General features: G+C 40.3%; 22 protein-coding genes and 2 riboswitches. Of the genes, 3 read left to right on the forward strand and 19 right to left on the reverse strand.

Annotation, left to right across the window (positions count from 1 at the left end):
* Positions 1-200: 200 nt before the first annotated feature.
* From sufB to IMZ31_RS15400, 10 genes are all read right to left on the reverse strand, one after another.
* Entirely contained in the window at positions 201-1,598 is a 1,398-nt protein-coding gene (gene sufB, locus IMZ31_RS15355; RefSeq protein WP_036782551.1) for a Fe-S cluster assembly protein SufB, read from the reverse strand.
* Between the two features lie 38 nt (positions 1,599-1,636).
* Positions 1,637-2,077, reverse strand: a complete 441-nt coding sequence (sufU, locus tag IMZ31_RS15360) for a Fe-S cluster assembly sulfur transfer protein SufU (protein ID WP_036782548.1) — start codon at positions 2,075-2,077, stop codon at positions 1,637-1,639.
* Positions 2,067-3,287 (reverse strand): cysteine desulfurase, encoded by a 1,221-nt coding sequence (locus IMZ31_RS15365; protein ID WP_207528164.1) that lies wholly within the window; start codon positions 3,285-3,287, stop codon positions 2,067-2,069. The genes sufU and IMZ31_RS15365 overlap by 11 nt, the downstream gene beginning before the upstream one ends.
* Complete coding sequence (gene sufD, locus IMZ31_RS15370) at positions 3,287-4,597, reverse strand: Fe-S cluster assembly protein SufD (protein WP_207528165.1); 1,311 nt, start codon at positions 4,595-4,597, stop codon at positions 3,287-3,289. Before sufD ends, IMZ31_RS15365 begins: the two co-directional genes overlap by 1 nt.
* 18 nt (positions 4,598-4,615) lie before the next feature.
* Positions 4,616-5,401, reverse strand: a complete 786-nt coding sequence (sufC, locus tag IMZ31_RS15375) for a Fe-S cluster assembly ATPase SufC (RefSeq protein WP_207528166.1) — start codon at positions 5,399-5,401, stop codon at positions 4,616-4,618.
* Between the two features lie 329 nt (positions 5,402-5,730).
* Positions 5,731-5,871, reverse strand: a complete 141-nt coding sequence (locus tag IMZ31_RS15380; RefSeq protein ID WP_188652317.1) for a YuzK family famiily protein — start codon at positions 5,869-5,871, stop codon at positions 5,731-5,733.
* A 236-nt stretch (positions 5,872-6,107) separates the two neighbouring features.
* The gene (locus IMZ31_RS15385; RefSeq protein WP_207528167.1) at positions 6,108-6,467 is read right to left on the reverse strand and encodes a carboxymuconolactone decarboxylase family protein; all 360 of its coding nucleotides are present in this window, start codon (positions 6,465-6,467) and stop codon (positions 6,108-6,110) included.
* An 87-nt stretch (positions 6,468-6,554) separates the two neighbouring features.
* Positions 6,555-7,424: a MetQ/NlpA family ABC transporter substrate-binding protein gene (locus IMZ31_RS15390; RefSeq protein ID WP_207528168.1), complete on the reverse strand. Its 870-nt coding sequence runs from the start codon at positions 7,422-7,424 to the stop codon at positions 6,555-6,557.
* 15 nt (positions 7,425-7,439) lie between these two features.
* A complete protein-coding gene (locus IMZ31_RS15395; RefSeq protein WP_207528169.1) occupies positions 7,440-8,108 on the reverse strand; it encodes a methionine ABC transporter permease in 669 nt (222 codons plus the stop codon).
* Positions 8,098-9,129 (reverse strand): methionine ABC transporter ATP-binding protein, encoded by a 1,032-nt coding sequence (locus tag IMZ31_RS15400; RefSeq protein WP_207528170.1) that lies wholly within the window; start codon positions 9,127-9,129, stop codon positions 8,098-8,100. The genes IMZ31_RS15395 and IMZ31_RS15400 overlap by 11 nt, the downstream gene beginning before the upstream one ends.
* Positions 9,130-9,247: 118 nt before the next feature.
* A riboswitch (SAM riboswitch) is annotated at positions 9,248-9,353 on the reverse strand.
* A gap of 203 nt (positions 9,354-9,556) precedes the next feature.
* Positions 9,557-9,660: riboswitch (SAM riboswitch) on the reverse strand.
* Positions 9,661-9,743: 83 nt separating this feature from the next.
* On the opposite strand from IMZ31_RS15400, the gene IMZ31_RS15405 reads away from it, so the two are divergent.
* Positions 9,744-10,154, forward strand: a complete 411-nt coding sequence (locus IMZ31_RS15405; protein ID WP_207528171.1) for a TlpA family protein disulfide reductase — start codon at positions 9,744-9,746, stop codon at positions 10,152-10,154.
* Positions 10,155-10,351: 197 nt separating this feature from the next.
* Here IMZ31_RS15405 and IMZ31_RS15410 read toward each other — a convergent pair whose 3' ends face one another.
* The 9 genes from IMZ31_RS15410 to IMZ31_RS15450 all read right to left on the reverse strand — a co-directional run bounded on the left by IMZ31_RS15410 (position 10,352) and on the right by IMZ31_RS15450 (position 18,904).
* Positions 10,352-10,663: a thioredoxin family protein gene (locus tag IMZ31_RS15410; protein ID WP_207528172.1), complete on the reverse strand. Its 312-nt coding sequence runs from the start codon at positions 10,661-10,663 to the stop codon at positions 10,352-10,354.
* A gap of 14 nt (positions 10,664-10,677) precedes the next feature.
* Complete coding sequence (locus IMZ31_RS15415) at positions 10,678-11,037, reverse strand: ribonuclease M5 (protein ID WP_207528173.1); 360 nt, start codon at positions 11,035-11,037, stop codon at positions 10,678-10,680.
* 187 nt (positions 11,038-11,224) lie between these two features.
* The gene (locus IMZ31_RS15420) at positions 11,225-11,398 is read right to left on the reverse strand and encodes a DUF2553 family protein (RefSeq protein ID WP_207528174.1); all 174 of its coding nucleotides are present in this window, start codon (positions 11,396-11,398) and stop codon (positions 11,225-11,227) included.
* Between the two features lie 58 nt (positions 11,399-11,456).
* Positions 11,457-11,840, reverse strand: a complete 384-nt coding sequence (gene gcvH, locus IMZ31_RS15425; protein ID WP_207528175.1) for a glycine cleavage system protein GcvH — start codon at positions 11,838-11,840, stop codon at positions 11,457-11,459.
* Between the two features lie 80 nt (positions 11,841-11,920).
* Positions 11,921-12,277 (reverse strand): arsenate reductase family protein, encoded by a 357-nt coding sequence (locus tag IMZ31_RS15430; protein WP_207528176.1) that lies wholly within the window; start codon positions 12,275-12,277, stop codon positions 11,921-11,923.
* Positions 12,278-12,403: 126 nt separating this feature from the next.
* Positions 12,404-14,188: an acyl-CoA dehydrogenase family protein gene (locus IMZ31_RS15435; RefSeq protein WP_207528177.1), complete on the reverse strand. Its 1,785-nt coding sequence runs from the start codon at positions 14,186-14,188 to the stop codon at positions 12,404-12,406.
* Positions 14,189-14,202: 14 nt separating this feature from the next.
* Positions 14,203-15,378, reverse strand: coding sequence for an acetyl-CoA C-acetyltransferase (locus IMZ31_RS15440; protein ID WP_207528178.1), 1,176 nt, complete (start codon positions 15,376-15,378; stop codon positions 14,203-14,205).
* Between the two features lie 19 nt (positions 15,379-15,397).
* Positions 15,398-17,797 (reverse strand): 3-hydroxyacyl-CoA dehydrogenase/enoyl-CoA hydratase family protein, encoded by a 2,400-nt coding sequence (locus tag IMZ31_RS15445; protein WP_207528179.1) that lies wholly within the window; start codon positions 17,795-17,797, stop codon positions 15,398-15,400.
* A 189-nt stretch (positions 17,798-17,986) separates the two neighbouring features.
* Positions 17,987-18,904 (reverse strand): proline dehydrogenase family protein, encoded by a 918-nt coding sequence (locus tag IMZ31_RS15450; protein WP_207528180.1) that lies wholly within the window; start codon positions 18,902-18,904, stop codon positions 17,987-17,989.
* Positions 18,905-19,108: 204 nt separating this feature from the next.
* On the opposite strand from IMZ31_RS15450, the gene IMZ31_RS15455 reads away from it, so the two are divergent.
* Positions 19,109-19,390: a hypothetical protein gene (locus IMZ31_RS15455; RefSeq protein ID WP_207528181.1), complete on the forward strand. Its 282-nt coding sequence runs from the start codon at positions 19,109-19,111 to the stop codon at positions 19,388-19,390.
* A gap of 16 nt (positions 19,391-19,406) precedes the next feature.
* Positions 19,407-19,736, forward strand: a complete 330-nt coding sequence (locus IMZ31_RS15460) for a spore coat protein (RefSeq protein ID WP_207528182.1) — start codon at positions 19,407-19,409, stop codon at positions 19,734-19,736.
* Positions 19,737-20,058 lie beyond the last annotated feature (322 nt).

The raw sequence follows: 20,058 nt of genomic DNA on the forward strand, positions 1-20,058 counted from the left end.
TTTCCGTTTGCTTTTATTGAGCATAAGGTGGTCCGGGAAATCACTCGCTTCCCCAGACACCCCAAGCACTCAACAAACGTAACGGCCTTCTTCCCCCACTGCCTCAACTATCATATTCTATAGGAGAGCATACAAAAAGAGGACGAAATCAGGGGATTTCGTCCTCTTACTATGCGCTATTCGTTTAGATCGAATGCAAATTAACCGATTGAACCTTCCATTTCGAATTTGATCAGACGGTTCATTTCGACTGCGTATTCCATTGGAAGTTCTTTCGTGAATGGTTCGATGAAGCCCATTACGATCATTTCTGTAGCTTCTTCTTCAGAAAGTCCGCGGCTCATAAGATAGAACAGCTGCTCTTCAGAAACTTTAGAAACTTTCGCTTCGTGCTCAAGGGAAATGTTTTCGTTCATAATCTCGTTGTAAGGGATTGTGTCTGATTTTGATTTGTTATCCATAATCAGCGTGTCACATTCAACGTTAGAACGAGCACCTTCCGCTTTACGACCGAATTGAACGATTCCGCGATACGTTACGTTACCACCTTGTTTAGAGATGGATTTTGATACGATTGTAGAAGACGTGTTCGGTGCTAGGTGAATCATTTTCGCACCAGCATCCTGGTGTTGCCCCTTACCAGCAAGTGCAATAGAAAGAGTCATACCACGCGCGCCTTCGCCTTTAAGAACAACAGACGGATATTTCATCGTTAACTTAGAACCTAAGTTACCGTCAATCCATTCCATTGTTGCATTCTCTTCAGCAACCGCACGTTTTGTAACCAAGTTATAAACGTTGTTTGCCCAGTTTTGAATCGTTGTATAACGGCAGTATCCGCCTTTTTTAACGTTAATTTCAACAACTGCACTGTGTAGAGAATTTGTTGTATAAACAGGTGCTGTACAACCTTCTACGTAGTGAACAGAAGCGTCTTCGTCAACAATAATTAACGTACGCTCAAACTGACCCATGTTTTCTGAGTTAATACGGAAGTAGGCTTGTAGTGGTGTGTCAACTTTTACGCCTTTTGGTACGTAAATGAATGAACCACCAGACCATACTGCAGAGTTTAGTGCAGAGAACTTGTTATCTGCAGGCGGAATCACTTTACCAAAGTGCTCACGGAAGAGCTCTTCATCTTCTTTAAGAGCTGTATCCGTGTCTTTGAATATAATTCCTTGTTCTTCTAAGTCTTCTTGCATGTTGTGGTATACAACTTCAGATTCATACTGAGCGGATACACCTGCAAGATATTTTTGTTCTGCTTCAGGGATACCTAATTTATCAAACGTTTGCTTAATTTCATCAGGTACTTCATCCCAAGAACGCTCAGACTTTTCAGATGGTTTTACGTAGTACGTAATCTCATCAAAATCAAGTTCATTTAAGTCGCCGCCCCATTGTGGCATTGGCATCTTATAGAATTGTTTAAGAGCTTTCAAGCGGAAATCAAGCATCCACTCTGGCTCATCTTTCTGTCTAGAGATCTCACGTACAATTTCTTCAGTCAGTCCACGTTCTGTGCGGAAAATCGAAACGTCTTTGTCATGAAACCCGTACTTATACTCGCCGACCTCAGGTGCTTTTTTAGCCATCGGTCAAAACCTCCTTTAGGTGGTATATCACAAAAACTTTATTCCTTTTCGTCTACACCTTTTTCCATCGCTTTCCAAGATAATGTTGCACATTTAATACGTGCAGGAAACTTAGAAACGCCTTGTAACGCTTGAATGTCACCTAATTCTTCTTCCATCTCTTCACTTATTTCTTTCCCTTGCATGATATCAGAGAAAACGTGAGACATTTTCACAGCCTCTTCAACGCTTTTACCTTTAATCGCTTGCGTCATCATAGAAGCTGAAGACATAGAAATAGAGCAACCTTCACCATCGAATTTTGCATCTTGAACAATGCCATCTTCTACTTGCAACTGAAGCTGAATGCGGTCACCACAAGTAGGATTATTCATATCTACAGTTAAATGGTCCCCTTCAAGAGCCCCTTTATTACGAGGGTTCTTGTAGTGATCCATAATGACTTGTCTGTATAGTTGGTCGAGATTATTAAAAGACATCTCCGAAAAACTCCTTTGTCTTTTGTAATCCATCGACAAATGCATCGATGTCTTCTTCTGTATTGTATACATAAAAGCTTGCACGAGCCGTAGCTGATACATTTAGCCATTTCATTAATGGTTGAGCGCAGTGATGACCAGCACGTACAGCAATACCTTCAGCATCTAATACAGTAGCAACATCATGTGGGTGAACATCATCTAAGTTAAACGTGATCAACCCAGCACGATCTTCTGGTCCGTAAATGGTAACACCTTCTATTGTTTTCAGTCGATCCATTGCATATTGAGCTAATCGTTTCTCATGAGCCTCAATTTCATCAAGTCCCACATCTTCTAAGAAATCAATCGCAGCTCCTATTCCAATAGCGCCTGCAATAATAGGTGTTCCCCCTTCAAATTTCCAAGGGAGCTCTTTCCACGTAGAATCATACAATCCTACAAAATCAATCATTTCGCCGCCAAATTCAACAGGTTCCATATCTTTAAGAAGAGATTTCTTCCCATAAAGAACACCAATGCCTGTTGGGCCTCCCATTTTATGACCGGAAAAGGCGAAGAAATCACAATTTAAATCTTGGACATCGATACGCATGTGCGGTGCACTCTGCGCGCCATCCACTAGCATCACTGCTCCATTTTCATGTGCAATTTCAGCAATTTCTTTAATCGGATTAATAGAGCCAAGTACATTCGAAACGTGCATCATTGCAACAATTTTTGTTTTGTCCGTAATAGTTTCTTTAGCATCCTCTAAAGATATTGTTCCATCTTCTTGAAGAGGAATGTACTTAAGCGTCGCTCCAGTAGCTTTTGCTGTTTGTTGCCAAGGAATAATATTACTGTGATGCTCCATTGGGGTGATGACAATCTCATCACCTTCTTGGAGATTGTTTCGTCCGTAACTATAAGCAACAGTATTAATAGAAGTGGTTGTTCCTCTAGTGAAAATCACTTCTTCTGTACTATTTGCATTAATAAAACGACGGACTTTTTCACGAGCACCCTCGTAACCATCTGTAGCTCTCGTACCTAGTGTATGAACACCTCGGTGTACGTTAGAGTTATAGCCTCGATAGTACTCATCCAAAGCCTCAATAACGGATTGAGGCTTTTGGGATGTTGCTGCACTATCAAGATAAACCAATGGATGTCCGTTTACTTCCTGATCTAAAATCGGGAATTGCTTACGAACCTGGTTGATATCCATTAGTAAACTTTCCTTTCAATTACATCACGTAATTGATTCTTCACCGCTTCAATTGGAAGTTGGTTCACAACAGGTGCTAGGAAACCGTGAATAACAAGACGTTCTGCTTCATGTTGTGGAATACCGCGACTCATTAGATAGTAAAGCTGCACGGGATCAACGCGACCTACAGAAGCAGCGTGACCTGCTGTTACATCATCTTCTTCAATAAGAAGAATTGGGTTTGCGTCTCCGCGAGCTTTATCACTTAGCATAAGAACACGTGATTCTTGTTCTGCGTTAGATTTAGACGCACCATTTTCGATCTTACCAATTCCGTTAAAGATCGAGCTAGCACTTTCCTTCATAACGCCGTGCTGTAGGATATACCCATCTGTGTCTTTACCATAGTGAACAATTTTCGCAGTGAAGTTCTGCTTTTGCTCTCCGCGGCCAACGGTTACCGTCTTCGCATTCGCATGAGCGCCATCACCCATTAAATACGTGACGTTTTCAGATACCGTGTTACCATCGTTCATTTGACCAAGTGCCCACTGAATCTGAGCATCACGTTCAGCTACACCACGACGGTTCACGTAAGTTGTTGTACCTTTTGCAAAGTTATCAACTGCACCGAAGGAAACCTTAGCGTTACCTTTTGCGATTACTTCTGTAACTATATTTGCAACCGTTTCTTCTGCTTCATTGTCACTGATATAGTTCTCAACATACGTTACAGAACTTCCTTCTTCAGCTACCACAAGAATGTGATTATAAAGCGCTGCTTCATCGTCTTCTTGCCAGAATATAGACTGAATTGGTTCTTCAATGACTACGTTTTTTGGTACATATACAAATACTCCACCGTTCATAAGTGCTGCATGAAGAGCAGTTAGACGATTCTCATCTACCATAACTCCATCTGTCATGTAGTACTTTTGAACAAGCTCACTGTGCTCAGATAGCGCAGTGAAGACATCTGTGAATACGACACCTTTATCTTTTAGATCTTGAGATAAAGAAGAATAAGCAACCGTGTGATTACGTTGAATAACAAGGTTTTGGTCTTGTTTCTCTATATCAAGGAAACTTTGGATTTTCTGTGGTAATTCTTCTAGTGAAGAAATGGTTTGACCTTGTGCCTCATGTTTAAAACGAGAAAAGTTCCATTTATCAATTTTCGTTTTATCTGGATTTGGCATTGGGAGCGCATCAGCTTGTTCCAACGCATTTACACGAAGGTCTGTCATCCATTTAGGTTCATTTCGTTTCTCTGAAAACTGGCTGACATATTGTTTATCGAATGGAAGTTGTTGTGTTTCAACAGTCATGATATCCCTCCTAACTGATTACGCTTCTTGACCTACTGTTTCGTCTTCAATGCCTAATTCTTGCTTAATCCAGTCGTAACCTTCTTCTTCAAGACGCTTAGCTAATTCAGGTCCGCCTGATTTCACTACACGACCTTGCATCATTACGTGTACTTTATCTGGAGTAATATAATCTAACAGACGCTGGTAGTGAGTAATAATTAGGCAACCAAATTTTTCGTCGCGCATTTTGTTAATTCCTTTAGAAACCACTTTAAGTGCGTCGATATCAAGACCGGAGTCAATCTCATCAAGGATTGCAATCTCTGGCTTAAGCATCATAAGTTGAAGAATTTCGTTACGTTTCTTCTCACCGCCTGAGAAACCTTCGTTTAGGTAACGCTGAGCCATGTTCTTATCCATTTCAAGTTCATCCATATTTCCGTCCATTTCTTTGATGAACTTCATAAGGTTAATTTCATCGCCTTCTTCACGACGAGAGTTAATTGAAGAACGAAGGAAATCTGAGTTTGTTACACCGCTAATTTCACTAGGATACTGCATTGCTAAGAAAAGACCAGCTTGAGCGCGCTCGTCCACTTCCATTTCTAGTACGTCTTTGCCGTCTAAGTGAATGCTTCCACCTGTGATCTCGTACTTAGGATGACCCATGATTGCTGATGCAAGCGTAGATTTACCTGTTCCGTTTGGACCCATGACAGCATGGAATTCGCCACCATTTATTGTAAGGTTTACACCCTTTAAGATTTGTTTACCTTCAATTTCTACATGAAGATCTTTAATTTCTAGTGTTGATCCTGCCATTTTGATACCTCCAATATGGTTTCTAACTATCGTAAATTAAGGATACGTAAAATGTATCGATTCTCAATCTATTCTCATTACAATTTTAAATCATTTCGAAAGTAATATCAACTTTTTACCACACGCTATAATAAGTTCTTACTATTAAGATAGTAGAAACCTAATCCGTGTTACACGCATAGGTTTTGCCAATTAACTTCCTTATATATATATAGTAACAACAAATCCTTAAGAAAGAAAACCACCTGCCCCTGAAAGATTGAACAAAAAATAAGCAGGCCAGTGGTACGCCTGCTTCAATTTATTAAGTAACACATTATAAACAATTTTTATCGATGGATTTGCCGATCAACTTCTGCTACAATTTGCCGACTTGCTTGGTACTCTGCTTCCCTACGTTGTTCTACCTTTAAACGCTGGTCAATTCGGCGACTATACTCTTGATAGCCCATTCCGTGAGATTGGTGCATCGCCTTTTCCATCTCACTTGTGTAGTTTAAGTTCAACTGGTCACTAATAGTGAATCCATCCCTTCAATTGTTTTCCAACTTAGTCTAGCATAATCCTTATTCCCATAACAAAGTCCATATAAACTCAATTTAAGGGAAGGAATGACAATTTATCTGAGTTGAAAGTGATACCTTTTTATACCCTATAATACATCGAATTTGCTTCTGTTTACTTAAATTTATGCAATTCTCAAATATTAATGAAGCTCTTGGATACTTTCATTAACGAGTGTTACTGCCTGACTAAGTGCTGCACCTCCACCAAAGGCAGCTGCTACGCCACAAGCTTCCATCATCTCTTCTTTTGTAGCGCCATTGTCGAGACATCCCTTTGAGTGATAAATCATACAATACTCATCTTGAGCAACGACAGCAATAGCTAAAGCCATGAGCTGCTTATCTTTTTTTGAGATTTGACCTTCTTTAAAACAAGCTTCTGAAAACTCACTAAAATGATGAGCTACATCAGGCATTTCTTTTTGAAATAGTCCCATACCATGTTTGTACGTGAATAATGCTTTTTCTGTTGAATTTTGTGGTTGATGTTGTTGATCCATAAAAAATCCCTCCCAGGATAAAAGTAACTATCACTATTATGAGCGATGAGTTTACTTTCTATCCAAGGAGGGACAGGATGACCATAATTATTTCACAGGTACAATAGCACCTTTATATTCTTCTTTAATAAAGCTACGAATCTCTTCAGATTGAAGAACCTCTAAAACCGTTTTTAGCGCTTCACTATCTTTGTTTTCCGTTTTTGTAACAAGAAGGTTCGCGTATGGAGAGTCATCCCCTTCAATAAACAAGGAATCTTCAGTAGGATTTAAACCTGCTTCTATTGCATAATTCGTGTTTATTGCAACTAGAGCATCTTCTTCACGCTCATAGTTTTGCGGAAGCAGCCCTGCATCTACATCCGGGCTGAATTCAAGATTTTTAGGGTTTTTTGCAACATCGTCGATTGTTGCTGATTTCTTCTCAACGCCCTCTTTTAATGTAATCAGACCTTGTTTTTCAAATAAGGAAAGGATACGACCATGTTCAGATTCAGAACGACGCATGATGACTTCTGTTCCCTCTGGAATCTCATCTACGTTTGTAATATTTTTAGAATAAACGCCCATTGGTTCATTGTGAACTGGGCCTAGACTCGTGAAGTCATAATCAAATTCTTGCTTCTGTTCTTTCAAATACGGTGTGTGCTGGAAGTAGTTTGCATCAAGGGCACCGCTGGCTAAGTCTTTGTTGGGTAGAATGTATTCTTGATATGTTTCAATTTTCAAATTGATCCCTTTATCTTTCAGGATTGGTTTAGCTTTCTCCAAGATCTCTGCGTGAGGAGTGCTAGATGCACCAATAACAACTTCCTCTAGTTCTTCCTCAGAACTGCTTTCCCCACTCTCATTGCCTGTTTCAGATCCATTGCTGCTTGAGTCATCCTCTGCTGATCCACATGCCGCTAGTGCGAATATGAATAATGCGCTGAGGAATAGTGTTAAGAATTTTTTCATCATTTAACTCTCCTTCTATCGTTTGTCTAATTTGTTAGATATAAGGTCTCCAACGAATTGGAATATGAATACAATAATGACAATTAAAATTGTAGCCAAGAATACAACATCAAAGTCCCAGCGTTGGAACCCTTTGAGATAAGCCAAATCACCAAGACCACCTGCTCCAATGACACCTGCCATGGCTGAATAGCTAATTAAGTTAATAGAGGTAACCGTAATACCCGAAACCAAAGCTGGCATTGATTCTGGAAGCAAGACTTTAAAGATAATTGTAGAGGTCTTAGCTCCCATAGATTTTGCTGCTTCTATTACACCTTTATCTACTTCTTTAAGAGCAATTTCAACAAGACGACCATAAAATGGTGCTGCTCCGATAATTAAAGCAGGCAGTGCTGCATTAGGGCCTCTTATTGTCCCAATTAAAAATTCTGTGAATGGGAATAAGAGTAGAATTAGAATAATAAATGGAATAGCACGGAACACGTTTACAATCGTTGCCACAATGAAATTCAATGGTTTGTTAGCCCATATATTTTGCTTTGAAGTTAAATACAGTAACAGCCCTAGCAACAATCCTAAGATAAACGTTCCAATTACAGAAAGAGCGGTCATATATAACGTTTCTTCCGTAGCCGTAATCAGATCTTCTACATTTGCGTTTGGAAACAACTTATGAAACATGATTATTCACCTCTACTTGCACGGACGTTTCGGAAATATAATCGATTGCCTTCTTGATGTCTTCTTCTGTCCCATCCATGTGAACATAGAGCGTTCCATAAGCACCTTTACTAGTTTGAGTAATCTTACCTTGTAAAATGTTGAAGCTCACAGTAGGGAATTCTCTCGATACCTCACTAATTAAAGCTTGATTCGTTTTCTCTCCCACAAAATGCAGACGAACGACTTGTCCAGTCTGATACTGAGCTAAGATCGTCTCCACTGCTTCGTCTTGGTCTTGATCGCCCATAATTTGTTCTACAAATCGTTTCGTTACTTTTTCTTTTGGATGAAGAAAGACATCTAATACATCGCCTTCTTCTACAACTTTACCTTCTTCCATCACCGCTACTCGGTGAGAGATTTTGCGGATAACGTGCATTTCATGAGTGATAAGGATAATCGTTAAGTCTAACTGTTCATTGATATCAACCAACAAGTCTAATATTTGATCAGTTGTTTCAGGGTCTAGTGCCGATGTGGCTTCATCACATAACAGAACTTTTGGTCTGTTAGCAAGCGCCCTTGCTATACCTACGCGCTGCTTTTGTCCACCACTTAGTTGCGATGGGTATGCATCTTCTCTGCCTGCTAGGCCGACTAACTTAATCAGTTCATCAACTCGTTCTTGCCTTTCCTTCTTTGGAGTTCCTGCGATTTCTAAAGGAAACGCAATGTTTTCTCTTACCGTTCGAGACCAAAGAAGGTTAAAATGCTGGAATACCATCCCAATCTCTTGTCTAGCCTTACGTAGACTGCCCGCTTTCAAACTTGCTATATCTTCACCATCTATGACGATTTCCCCGCTCGTAGGATCTTCTAATCGGTTAAGCAACCGAATAAATGTACTTTTACCAGCACCGCTATATCCGATCACTCCATAGATTTCTCCTTTTTCGATGTTCAAATTAACATCATCAACCGCTTGAACTTGTTTTGTCCCAGATTTGAATATTTTCTGTAGATTCTTGATTGAAATCACGGTTGTTCCTCCTTTTCAAATGCGAAAAAGTTTAAGGATTCTCTTGTATAACCTTCCCTAAACAAAAAACCTTACTATCCCCTAAGAGGACAGAAAGGTTTATCTAAACCGATTCGTCCTCTCATCTGTCTAAGCTATGCTTAGCAGGATTTGGCACCTTTCAAACATAGTTTGATGGTTGCCGGGCTTCAAAGGGCCAGTCCCTCCACCTCTCGTGATAAGAGTAAAATCCTTTATTCAATTAACGCTTTAACTCTTTTAAGTCTAGAAAGAATTCTAGCACGCGTCTTAACATTCAGTCAATATGAAACTTTCACTCAATTCTTTCATCTAAATAAATCCTATCAGCAAACAGTATACGGAAATGAATGGTGTAGATAATAAAAAAAACGTCTCCCAAAGAGAGGGAAACGCATGTACGTATACTCTCTTATCATTCAAAGCTCACGCCTTGCAGGAATTAGCACCGTTCCTAAAAAGGATGGTTGCTGGGTTTCAAAGGGCCAGTCCCTCCACCTCTCCAGATAAGATCTGAAATCGATTTTAAGTTAAATCATATGTTAGCATGGTGATAATAAAAGAGTCAATTCAAATCATTAAAGGAGGCAACGAACATGCAAGCACCTCACTTTGAGCTCCCCGCTATGGATGGCAGCCATTATCAATTGGAACAAGATCTCGGAAAAGTCATCGTCCTCACTTTTTGGGCTTCTTGGTGTCCCGACTGTTCAAGGGATCTTCCGAAGAAAGAACATTTCTATCAATCCTTAAATCGTGATGAAGTCAAAATGTTGACGATTAACGTAGCCGGAAGAGAACGAAACGTTGAAGAAGGTGTGGCATTTGCCAACAAATTTCTTGCTCAACCTACCCTAATTGATCGAGGACGTGAAGTTTATGACCTATATCAGTGTACAGGCGTGCCAACAACTGTGGTCATAAATCAACAGGGCAAGATTGAAGCGCAGTTTGGAGATAAAGCAGATGTCATGGAGATTATGAAGACGATTGGAACGTTATTATAAATGAATTGCAATAGTATAAATAAGGACTCCTTATGATGAGTCCTTATTTTCTCCAGTCATAGTTCGATCATTTGTGATTTACCAATACCTTCTCTCTACATTTCTTTACATGATTCACTCAATTATTTCTTGGGAAATCATCGTTCGACATTATTTCATACATAAGAAGAGGCTGTCCCATATAGGACAGCCTCTTCTTATTGATATTGATTCACTTTCTCATAGAGATAAGGTACTGATTGAAATGCATAGATTTTTTCAAGAATCATGCCTTTTTTTACGATCAGAAGACACGGAACACTCTCTACTTCGTAATAACTCATGAAGTCAGGATGAATCGCTGCGTTCAACTCTCTAAAGTCAGTTCCTTTTAATGTCTCTTCCAATGTCTCCAGCATCTTTCTCGCCAAATGGCAGGTCCCGCAAAAAGGACTATGAATAAAAATAAAATCAACATCTTTTTCACTCTGCTTTAACTCCTCTAAAGGACACTTGGATAGTGTTTGCAAAGAATACCACCTAACTATGTTAAGAAGATAGGATCAACCGATATGCTTCTGCTTACCAGAGCTTGGGCTAACTCTGACTCAGGCGTCGCAGCCACTTCTCTAAATGAACGATCTATATAAATATGCTCAGCGTGGGGAAGTTCGAATGATAGTTGTTTGCGTAACTTATGCCCTGAATGGTCTTCATCCACTAATATAAATACATCCTTATGATCCAGGTCATAATCAAGAATGAGCTGTTCCAGCCGCTCTACCCCTAGCGTTCCATTTGTGCATATGATCTCAACGTCTTCATTAATCACTTTTTGAATTTGTTGTTTATCAGTTTTACCCTCTACGATAATCACTTTTTCAAGTGCACTGATTTCGTTCATCGCAACCACCTGTCTTTTTCCAACGTAAGTGTTTCTTATTACTATATGTGATTCGGTGCAGAAATTCTCACTTCATAATAAAAATAATAATAAATAGGCCACTATTGATATAAAAGAATTTCTCTATTTAAGTGGAGGGGATAAATTTATATAAAGAAATGGCAGTGGAACCCCACTGCCATTTCCCCTAACACCAACCATTTTCATCATCGCAATCTACATACTTATCTACTCGGGAAGGGTTACTTGTCCCTCTCCAAGACTGATTCTGTCGCACTTGCTTGGTGGTATTTGTAACCTTTATACCCGTTCTTGATGCAGAACGGTTTCTCGCTGTAGAAGACTGGCGTTTTTTCTCCATCTTATTTCACCCCTTACACTTAAGGTGTCCTAGGATTGAGCATAGTATAATACCAATATTAGTCTTCAGCGATCATTTCTTGATATTTGTCAGCAGTCATTAATTTCTCAATTTCAGATTGATCAGATGGTTCTACAATAATCATCCATGCTTTTTCATATGGGGCTTCGTTAACAAATTCTGGGCTATCATCTAGCTCATCGTTGATTCCTACAACTTTACCAGAAATCGGTGCGTAAAGTTCAGAAACGGTCTTAACAGATTCAACGCTACCAAAAGGCTCATCTGTTTCGATTGTATCTCCTACTTCAGGTAGTTCTACGAATACAATATCGCCTAGTTCCGATTGTGCGTGGTCCGTAATTCCGATACGTACTTTGTCTCCTTCTACTTTCACCCATTCGTGTTCTTCTGAATAATACAACTCTTTTGGTACGCTCATTCATAACCCTCCATTTTACTTTTACATTCTTAATGTATTAAACACGGCTCAAAGAGCCAAATGTTTTGCCTATCAACGATCTACTTCCAAGTATTTTCAAACGTTTCTTCTTTAAACCCAACCGTTACTTGATTTCCATCAGTAACAATCGGACGCTTAATTAACATACCATCAGAAGCTAACCAAGATCTCATCTCAGCTTCACTCGCATCTTGAAGTTTGTCCTTCATGCCGAGTTCACGATATTTCTTGCCACTCGTATTGAAGAACTTCTTTGGTGGTAAGCCACTCTGTTGGATTAACGTTTTCAGTTGCTCTTCAGATGGAGGATGCTCAACAATATGTACTGTTTCGTAAGAGATGTTTTGATCATCCAACCATTTCTTTGCTTTTTTACACGTACCACATTGCGGGTACCAATAAACCGTTAACGCCATAGAAGGACCTCCTTTTCTCTATTATGTGCCCTCATTTTATCATATTTTACTGCAGCTTCCTAATTATTAGACACACAAAACCCTCCCCTTTGTTATTACAAAGGGGAGGGTTTTATTGTTAATCATTTAAAGAACGTATTTCTCTTCTTGGATAACTTTTGCTGCAACTTCACGTTTTTTCTTAATAACGTTTGTTGGAGTGTGGCGTGTTAGTTTACGAAGTGCTGAGAGCATCATTCGTAAAGAGTCGCCTTCTTCACTTGCAATCAGAGTTTCTTTTGCATGAGCTTCAATACGGTTAAATGATTCTTGAGTGTAAACTTGAGTCATAGCAAGTTTATGCATGTTTTTCTCTTCACCGCTTGACTGGATCGCCTTCTCAGTACGAAGGATAGCGGATTCCATATTGTAGATCTCACCTACGATGTCTGCAATATTAACAAGAAGTTCTTGTTCTTTCTCAAGCTTTTCGCCAAATTTCTGAGCAGCTAAACCTGCTGCTAGGAGGCCGATTTTCTTGGCGTTCTTCAGCAAGTATTTTTCTTGCTCTAACGTTTCTGTCCCCGGCTCTTCTGGCATCATCATCATAAGCTCTTCCTGAAGCGTTTGAGCTTTCTGAAGTAGAGGCAGTTCACCTTTCATTGCTTTTTTCAAAAGGGTACCCGGAACGATCATACGGTTGATCTCATTTGTACCTTCAAAGATTCGGTTAATACGGGAGTCACGGTACATTCTTTCGACCTCGTATTCAGCCATAAATCCGTACCCACCATGGATTTGAACCGCTTCATCCGTAACATAATCCAATAGCTCTGTGCCAAATACCTTAGTCAATGAGCACTCAATGGCGTACTCAGCAATGGCTTCTGCTATTGCTTTTCCGTCTTTTAATTGTTCAGCACTTAATTTACCCATTCGCTGTTCAAATAAGCCGACTGTACGATAAACAGCACTTTCGTTCGCATACGTATTAGCGGCCATTGTGCCAAGCTTTTCTTGAGTTAATGGGAAGCTAGAGATTGGTGTTTTAAACTGCTTTCTTTCGTTTGCGTATTTAACAGCTAGTTCAAGCGCACGTTTGGAGCTACCTACTCCACCAATCGCCAACTTGTAGCGTCCAACATTTAAGATATTAAATGCAATCACATGCCCACGACCGATTTCCCCTAAAACATTTTCTACAGGAACTTCGGCATCTTCTAGGATTAGAGTACGGGTACTTGAGCTCTTAATCCCCATCTTCTTCTCTTCAGGACCTGTAGAAACACCTTTATAATCTCTCTCAACAATAAAGGCCGTGAATTTATCTCCATCGATCTTAGCGTATACAACAAATACATCTGCGAAGGCAGAGTTTGTAATCCACTGCTTCTCTCCATTTAATACATAGTGTGTACCTGCATCATTTAGCTTAGCTGTTGTTTTAGCACCTAACGCATCAGACCCAGATCCAGGTTCAGTAAGGGCATACGCTGCGATTTTTTCACCTGTGGCTAGAAGAGGCAGATACTTTTGTTTTTGTTCTTCGTTACCAAAGAAAACGATTGGCAAAGAACCAATCCCTACATGGGCGCCATGTGTAACTGAGAAACCACCAGCTCTAGAGAATTTCTCTGTTATCAAAGAAGAACTAATTTTATCTAGGTTTAGTCCACCATATTCTTCAGGAACGTCTACTCCTAGTAAACCAAGCTCTCCGGCTTTCTTAAGTAAGTTAACGGAATGCTCAAATTCATGATTTTCAAGGTTCTCAATTTTAGGAACCACTTCTCCTAAAACAAAATCCTCAGCTGTCTTTGCAATCATTTTATGCTCATCTGTAAAATCTTCCGGCGTAATAATATCGTCTGCCTGTAAATCTTCAACTAAAAAGCTTCCACCTTTAAATACTCTTTCCTTCGTTTCACTCATCTTGGTTTCCCCCTTTAAATAAGTTCAAAGACTCCGGCAGCGCCCATTCCGCCACCGATACACATTGTAACTACACCAAACTGTTCATTTCGACGTTTCATTTCGTGAATCAAACTAAGTGTTAACTTAGTCCCAGAACACCCTAGAGGGTGACCTAACGCAATAGCTCCACCATTAACGTTTACTTTCTCTTCATCAAGGCCAAGCTCACGAATGACTTGAATGGATTGAGAGGCGAATGCTTCATTTAATTCAAACAATCCAATGTCTGACTGACTTAATCCAGCTAGTTTAAGAGCTTTCGGGATTGCTTTCACAGGTCCTACACCCATAATCTCAGGTTCTACACCAGCAACGGCGAATGAATGGAACTTAACAAGAGGCTTTAACCCTTGTGCTTCTGCCTTTTCTCGGTCCATGACTAGTACAGAAGCCGCTCCGTCACTCATTTGAGAAGAGTTTCCAGCTGTAACAGACCCCCCTACTGAAAAGGCAGGTCGCAACTTAGCTAGAGCTTCCATACTCGTACCGCTACGGACACCTTCATCAACACTAAAAGTTACTTGCTTCTCGTGTTGCTTGTGATCAGCCCCAACAAATCGATGCATAACATCGACTGGAACAATTTCATCTTCAAACTTTCCTTCTTGAATCGCTCTAGCTGCTCGCTCATGACTTCTAACAGCGAAAGCATCTTGTTCTTCTCTTGATATACCATAGCGCTTTGCAACCTCTTCTGCCGTATACCCCATGCCCATATAATAGCCAGGTGCATTTTCGACAAGTTTTACATTAGGCTTTACAACATGCCCCGGGACAGGTACCAGACTCATAGATTCTGCACCACCAGCGATAATCGTATCACTATAACCAAGCATGATTCGCTCTGAAGCATAGGCAATTGCTTGAAGACCACTTGAGCAATAACGATTAATCGTTATACCTGGCACATCATTAGGCAATCCTGCTAAACCCGCTATATTACGTGCCATGTTCGTACCTTGTTCAGCCTCTGGGATGGCACATCCTATAATAACGTCATCAATATTGCCGTCGTATCCTTCTGCACGCTTAAGCGTCTCTTGAATTGTTAGAGCGGCCAGGTCATCTGGGCGCGTATTCCGAAGCGTTCCTTTATTGGCTTTTCCAACAGGTGTCCTGGCACCTGCAACGATTACAGCTTCCTTCACAATACTTCCCCCTATCTGTTTAGTTGCGTAGTGGCTTTCCTTTTACTAACATGTGTTGCATCCGCTGCTGAGATTTTGGCTCTCCAACTAAACTTAAAAATGCTTCTCTTTCCAAATCTAATAAATACTGTTCATCAACAAGAGTCCCTTGTGCAACCTTTCCGCCAGCAAGCACATAAGCAAGCTTTTGGGCAATCTTGATATCGTGTTCAGAAGCATATCCACCAAAGCCCATCGTTTTAGCTCCTAGGAGCATCGTTGCATAGCCCGCTTCACCTACTACAGGGATTTTCTCGCGCTTAGGAGCTTTATAGCCCGCTTGTGCTAGACCTAGAACTTTTTGTTTTGCATCGTGAATCAAATGATCCCCGTTTACACTGATTGCATCTAATTGGTTAAGAAAACCTAGCTCTCTAGCTTCCTCTGCGGAGGTTGAGACTTTAGCTGTAGCAATCTTTTGGAAAACATCATTAGTGACTTTTTGTAAATCAAAGTCTACTGATTTTGGAATGCCTTGAAGATGTTTAATGTAAAGTTCTTTATTTCCGCCGCCACCTGGGATTAGACCCACACCCGGTTCAACTAGCCCCATATACGTTTCTTGGGATGCTTGAACAGCACTTGCTGGTAACGTTACTTCTGTGCCTCCACCAAGTGTCATACCAAACGGAGCAGCTACTACTGGTTTATTAGAATACTTAATATTCATCATAGCTTGTTGGAATTGACGCACGACCATTTCAATTTCAATGAAATTATAATCTTGTGCTTCCATTAAAATCATTCCAAGGTTTGCACCCACACAGAAATTCTTCGCTTGGTTCCCAATAACAAGCCCTTTGTAATTGTTCTCGACTTCTTCAACAGCGTAGTTGATCATTTGAATAATATCTAATCCGATCGCATTGCTCTGTGAGTGGAATTCAAGAAGCGCAACGTCATCTCCTATGTCAATGAGGCTGGCACCTTTATTGCTTTTAATGACGCCATGAACTTCTTTATGACGTTTTAGATGAATTTCTTTATCATTAAACGATTGTTGTTTGTAGTCACCATTATGATAGAAGTAAACGTTTCCATTTTCTTGTTTATAGAACGAGGAAAGGCCTTTTGCTAGCATGTCTTCCACCCATTGTGGGACCTCTTCACCTTCTTCTTTCATGCGAGCTACTGATTGTTCAACACCGATTGCATCCCACATCTCAAATGGTCCTAGCTCCCAGCCAAATCCCCACTTCATTGCATCATCAATAGAAGGGATATCGTCAGCGATCTCACCGGCTAATTGAGCAGAGTATATAAGAACAGGTTTGACCACATTCCAGACTAGATCACCCGCACGATCTCCTTTAGCTGAAACAAGAGCTTTCAGTTTCCGCTTAGGTCCTTTTTCTTGCTTCACCATTTCTGTTGCCTTTGTCTTTAATTTCTTGCGGTCAACGTATTCCAGGGTTTCAGGATTCAACTCATATATAGCGCTCCCCTTTTCCCCTTTCTTTTTCACGAAAAATCCTTGACCTGCTTTAGCTCCAATCCAGCCTTTTTCTTGCATCGTCTTCATGAAAGCTGGAGGGTCAAAGACTTCCTTTTCTTTTCCTTCCACTTGATCGTACACATTTTTAGCTACATGTAGAAAAGTGTCGAGACCTACTACATCAAGAGTTCGGAATGTAGCACTCTTCGGACGTCCAATCATCGGACCTGTTACAGAATCAACTTCACCAACACTGTATCCACCGTTTATCATTTCTCTTACCGTAACGAGCAAACCATACGTCCCAATTCTGTTTGCGATAAAGTTTGGGGTATCCTTCGCTTCTACAACCCCTTTACCTAACACGTCTTCTCCAAACGTTTTCATAAATTGAAGAACATTAGAATCTGTATCCTTCGTTGGAATAACCTCAAGTAATTTTAAGTAACGAGGAGGATTAAAGAAGTGTGTACCAAGGAAATGCTTTTTGAAGTCCTCTGATCGCCCTTCTGCCATAGCCTCAACTGAGATCCCCGATGTATTCGAACTTACAATTGCTCCTTGTTTACGATATTGATCTACAGAAGCAAAGACTTTTTGCTTCACCTCTAGATTCTCAACAACAACTTCAATAATCCAGTCCACTTCTCCTAAACGTTCTAAATCATCTTCAAGGTTACCTACCTCTATAAGTTCTAAATTACTTTTACTTGTTAAAGGAGATGGTTTTTGCTTTAAGAGACCTTGCTTGCCAGATTGGCTTATTCGGTTTCTAACTTGTCGATCTTCTAATGTAAGCCCAGCACTCGCCTCTTTAGCTGTTACTTCACGAGGTACAATATCGAGCATTAGTGTCGGTATTCCTACGTTTGCCAAGTGAGCAGCAATGCCAGCTCCCATTACACCTGAGCCTAATACAGCTGCACGCCTGATTGTTCGATTCATTTCAGCTCCCCCTATCGTTTGAATGAATACTCATTCATTTTACGGCGAAAAAATAAATAGATCCTCATTCGATCTAATTCTACTTTTACTATAAATTATTTTCAGACATTTCGCAATCCTTTTTACCGACTTATTTCTATCTTTTTACAAAGCTTCGGACCGGCTCTATAAATACCGGTCCCTTCCCTTCTATTTGCCAATGACTCCTTTAACAACGAAAGCTACATTAGCAGGTCGTTCAGCTAACCGTCTCATGAAGTATCCGTACCAATCATCTCCATAAGGGACATAGACCCTCATTCGATAACCTTCAGCCACTAGTTCTTCTTGCCTCTCGGTACGAATCCCGTATAACATTTGAAATTCAAATTGGTCTTTAGGAATATTATATTCCTTTTCAATTTGTTTCGTGTATTCAATCATTTGATCATCGTGTGTAGCAATTGCTGTGTAATTTCCGTTTAACATGTGCATTTTTATGATCTTCTTAAAGTTTTGATCTACATCTTGTTTAGCAGGAAAAGCAACTTTTGGAGATTCTTTATAAGCTCCCTTAACCAATCGCAAGTTTGGGCTGTATGCATTCAATTCTTCTATATCTTCTACCGTTCTATACAGATACGCTTGCAGTACTGTACCAATACCTTCATATTCGGATTTTAGTTGTTTAAAGATTTCAAGCGTCTTCCCGCAACGCTCATAGTCCTCCATATCAATCGTGACAAATACATCATACTTTTTTCCAGCATCCAGGATCTTTCTCATATTCTCAAGTACTAATTCTTCTGAAACATCCAATCCCATTGAAGTCATTTTCAAGGACAACTGAGAATGTAAATCTTGCTCTGATATGACTCTAATCGCTTCTATACACTCTTCAGTTCTTTGTTTCGCCTCTCTTTCATTATCGACAAATTCACCAAGGTGATCGATTGTAACATCCATCCCTTTAGCGTTTAATTCCTGAATTACTTTCGCTGTATTACTCATTGTCTCACCGGCTACAAAGCGACCAGCGCCAAACCTAAGCCCGTATTTTCTAGCCATCTTCGTAAATGCCTTGTTTTTAGAAAGGAATAAAAAGAAATTACGCATGATCTGTTCCATTTGATGACCTCCTACCTATTCAACCTTATGAAGCCATTACCCATTATGTCTATATCCATTTTACCATTCAGTCTTTAAAACGTGTATAATTTTCGCCCAATTCCGACACATCAACGTAGATTGAGTCCAGAATTCATGGATAAGACTCCAAAACTGTGGAAATCTAAGCTTGAAAAATATGTCTTATGTAAGGAGGTACCTCATATGCAACAAAACCAAACCAATGCACAAAATCAAACAAACATTATGCCTCAACCACCAACAATGGTAAGCACCAAGGATCAGCTGTATATTTCAGATATGCTGTCTTGGAACTTAATGGCTTCAAAGAAAGCTCACTTTTATGCAGGATTCTGCCAAAACCCAGAACTAAAAGCAGCACTAGAACAAGCAGGACAAATGCACCAACGTCACTATGAAAAAATGCTACAACATTTAAATGAAAAACCATCTCCAAACCAAAACAATAATCAACCTTTAAACTAGAAAGGAGGACCAGCTCATGAATCAACAACAAAGCCAAAAAGTACAAAACCCCGAAACGTCTGTACCTAAAAATGCACAAATGAATGAACGCGACTTTATAAACGATATGTTAGCAACTGAAAAATACATGACCGATGCGTACTGCACAGCTATGAACGAAGCAAGCTGTGACCATCTTTACCAAGACGTATCCACAATCTTCAACGAATCCCAAGACTGCCAACGCAACCTGTACAACCTAATGTTCAAAAACGGCTGGTACAGCATCGAAGCAGCAGACCAACAAAAAATGCAACAAACCTACCAACAATTTAGTGGATATACGAATCAACTGCCTTATCATTAAGAAAAGCACAGGCGGGGTGCTTAGGGCCGTACGGATAAGCAAGCTACTGGAAGTCTGCGCAGCAGACTGGAGGTAGATTGCTTATCGCGCTAGGCCCTCCCCGCCGGAGCTAGACACTAAGAAAAGCACAGGGGGCTTGGTCAAAGGCGTACGGATAAGCAAGCGAATGGAAGTGGCTTCTGCCACTGTAGTTCGATTGCTTATCGCGCTAGCCTTTAGCCCCCGGAGCTAGACATTAAGAAAAGCACAGGCGACTGTTCAGCAAAAGCAGAAGCTAGACTAAAATCGCCATCGACCTGCGAGACCGGGCTATCTCAAAAGA

It is taken from the genome of Pontibacillus sp. ALD_SL1, from assembly GCF_017355605.1.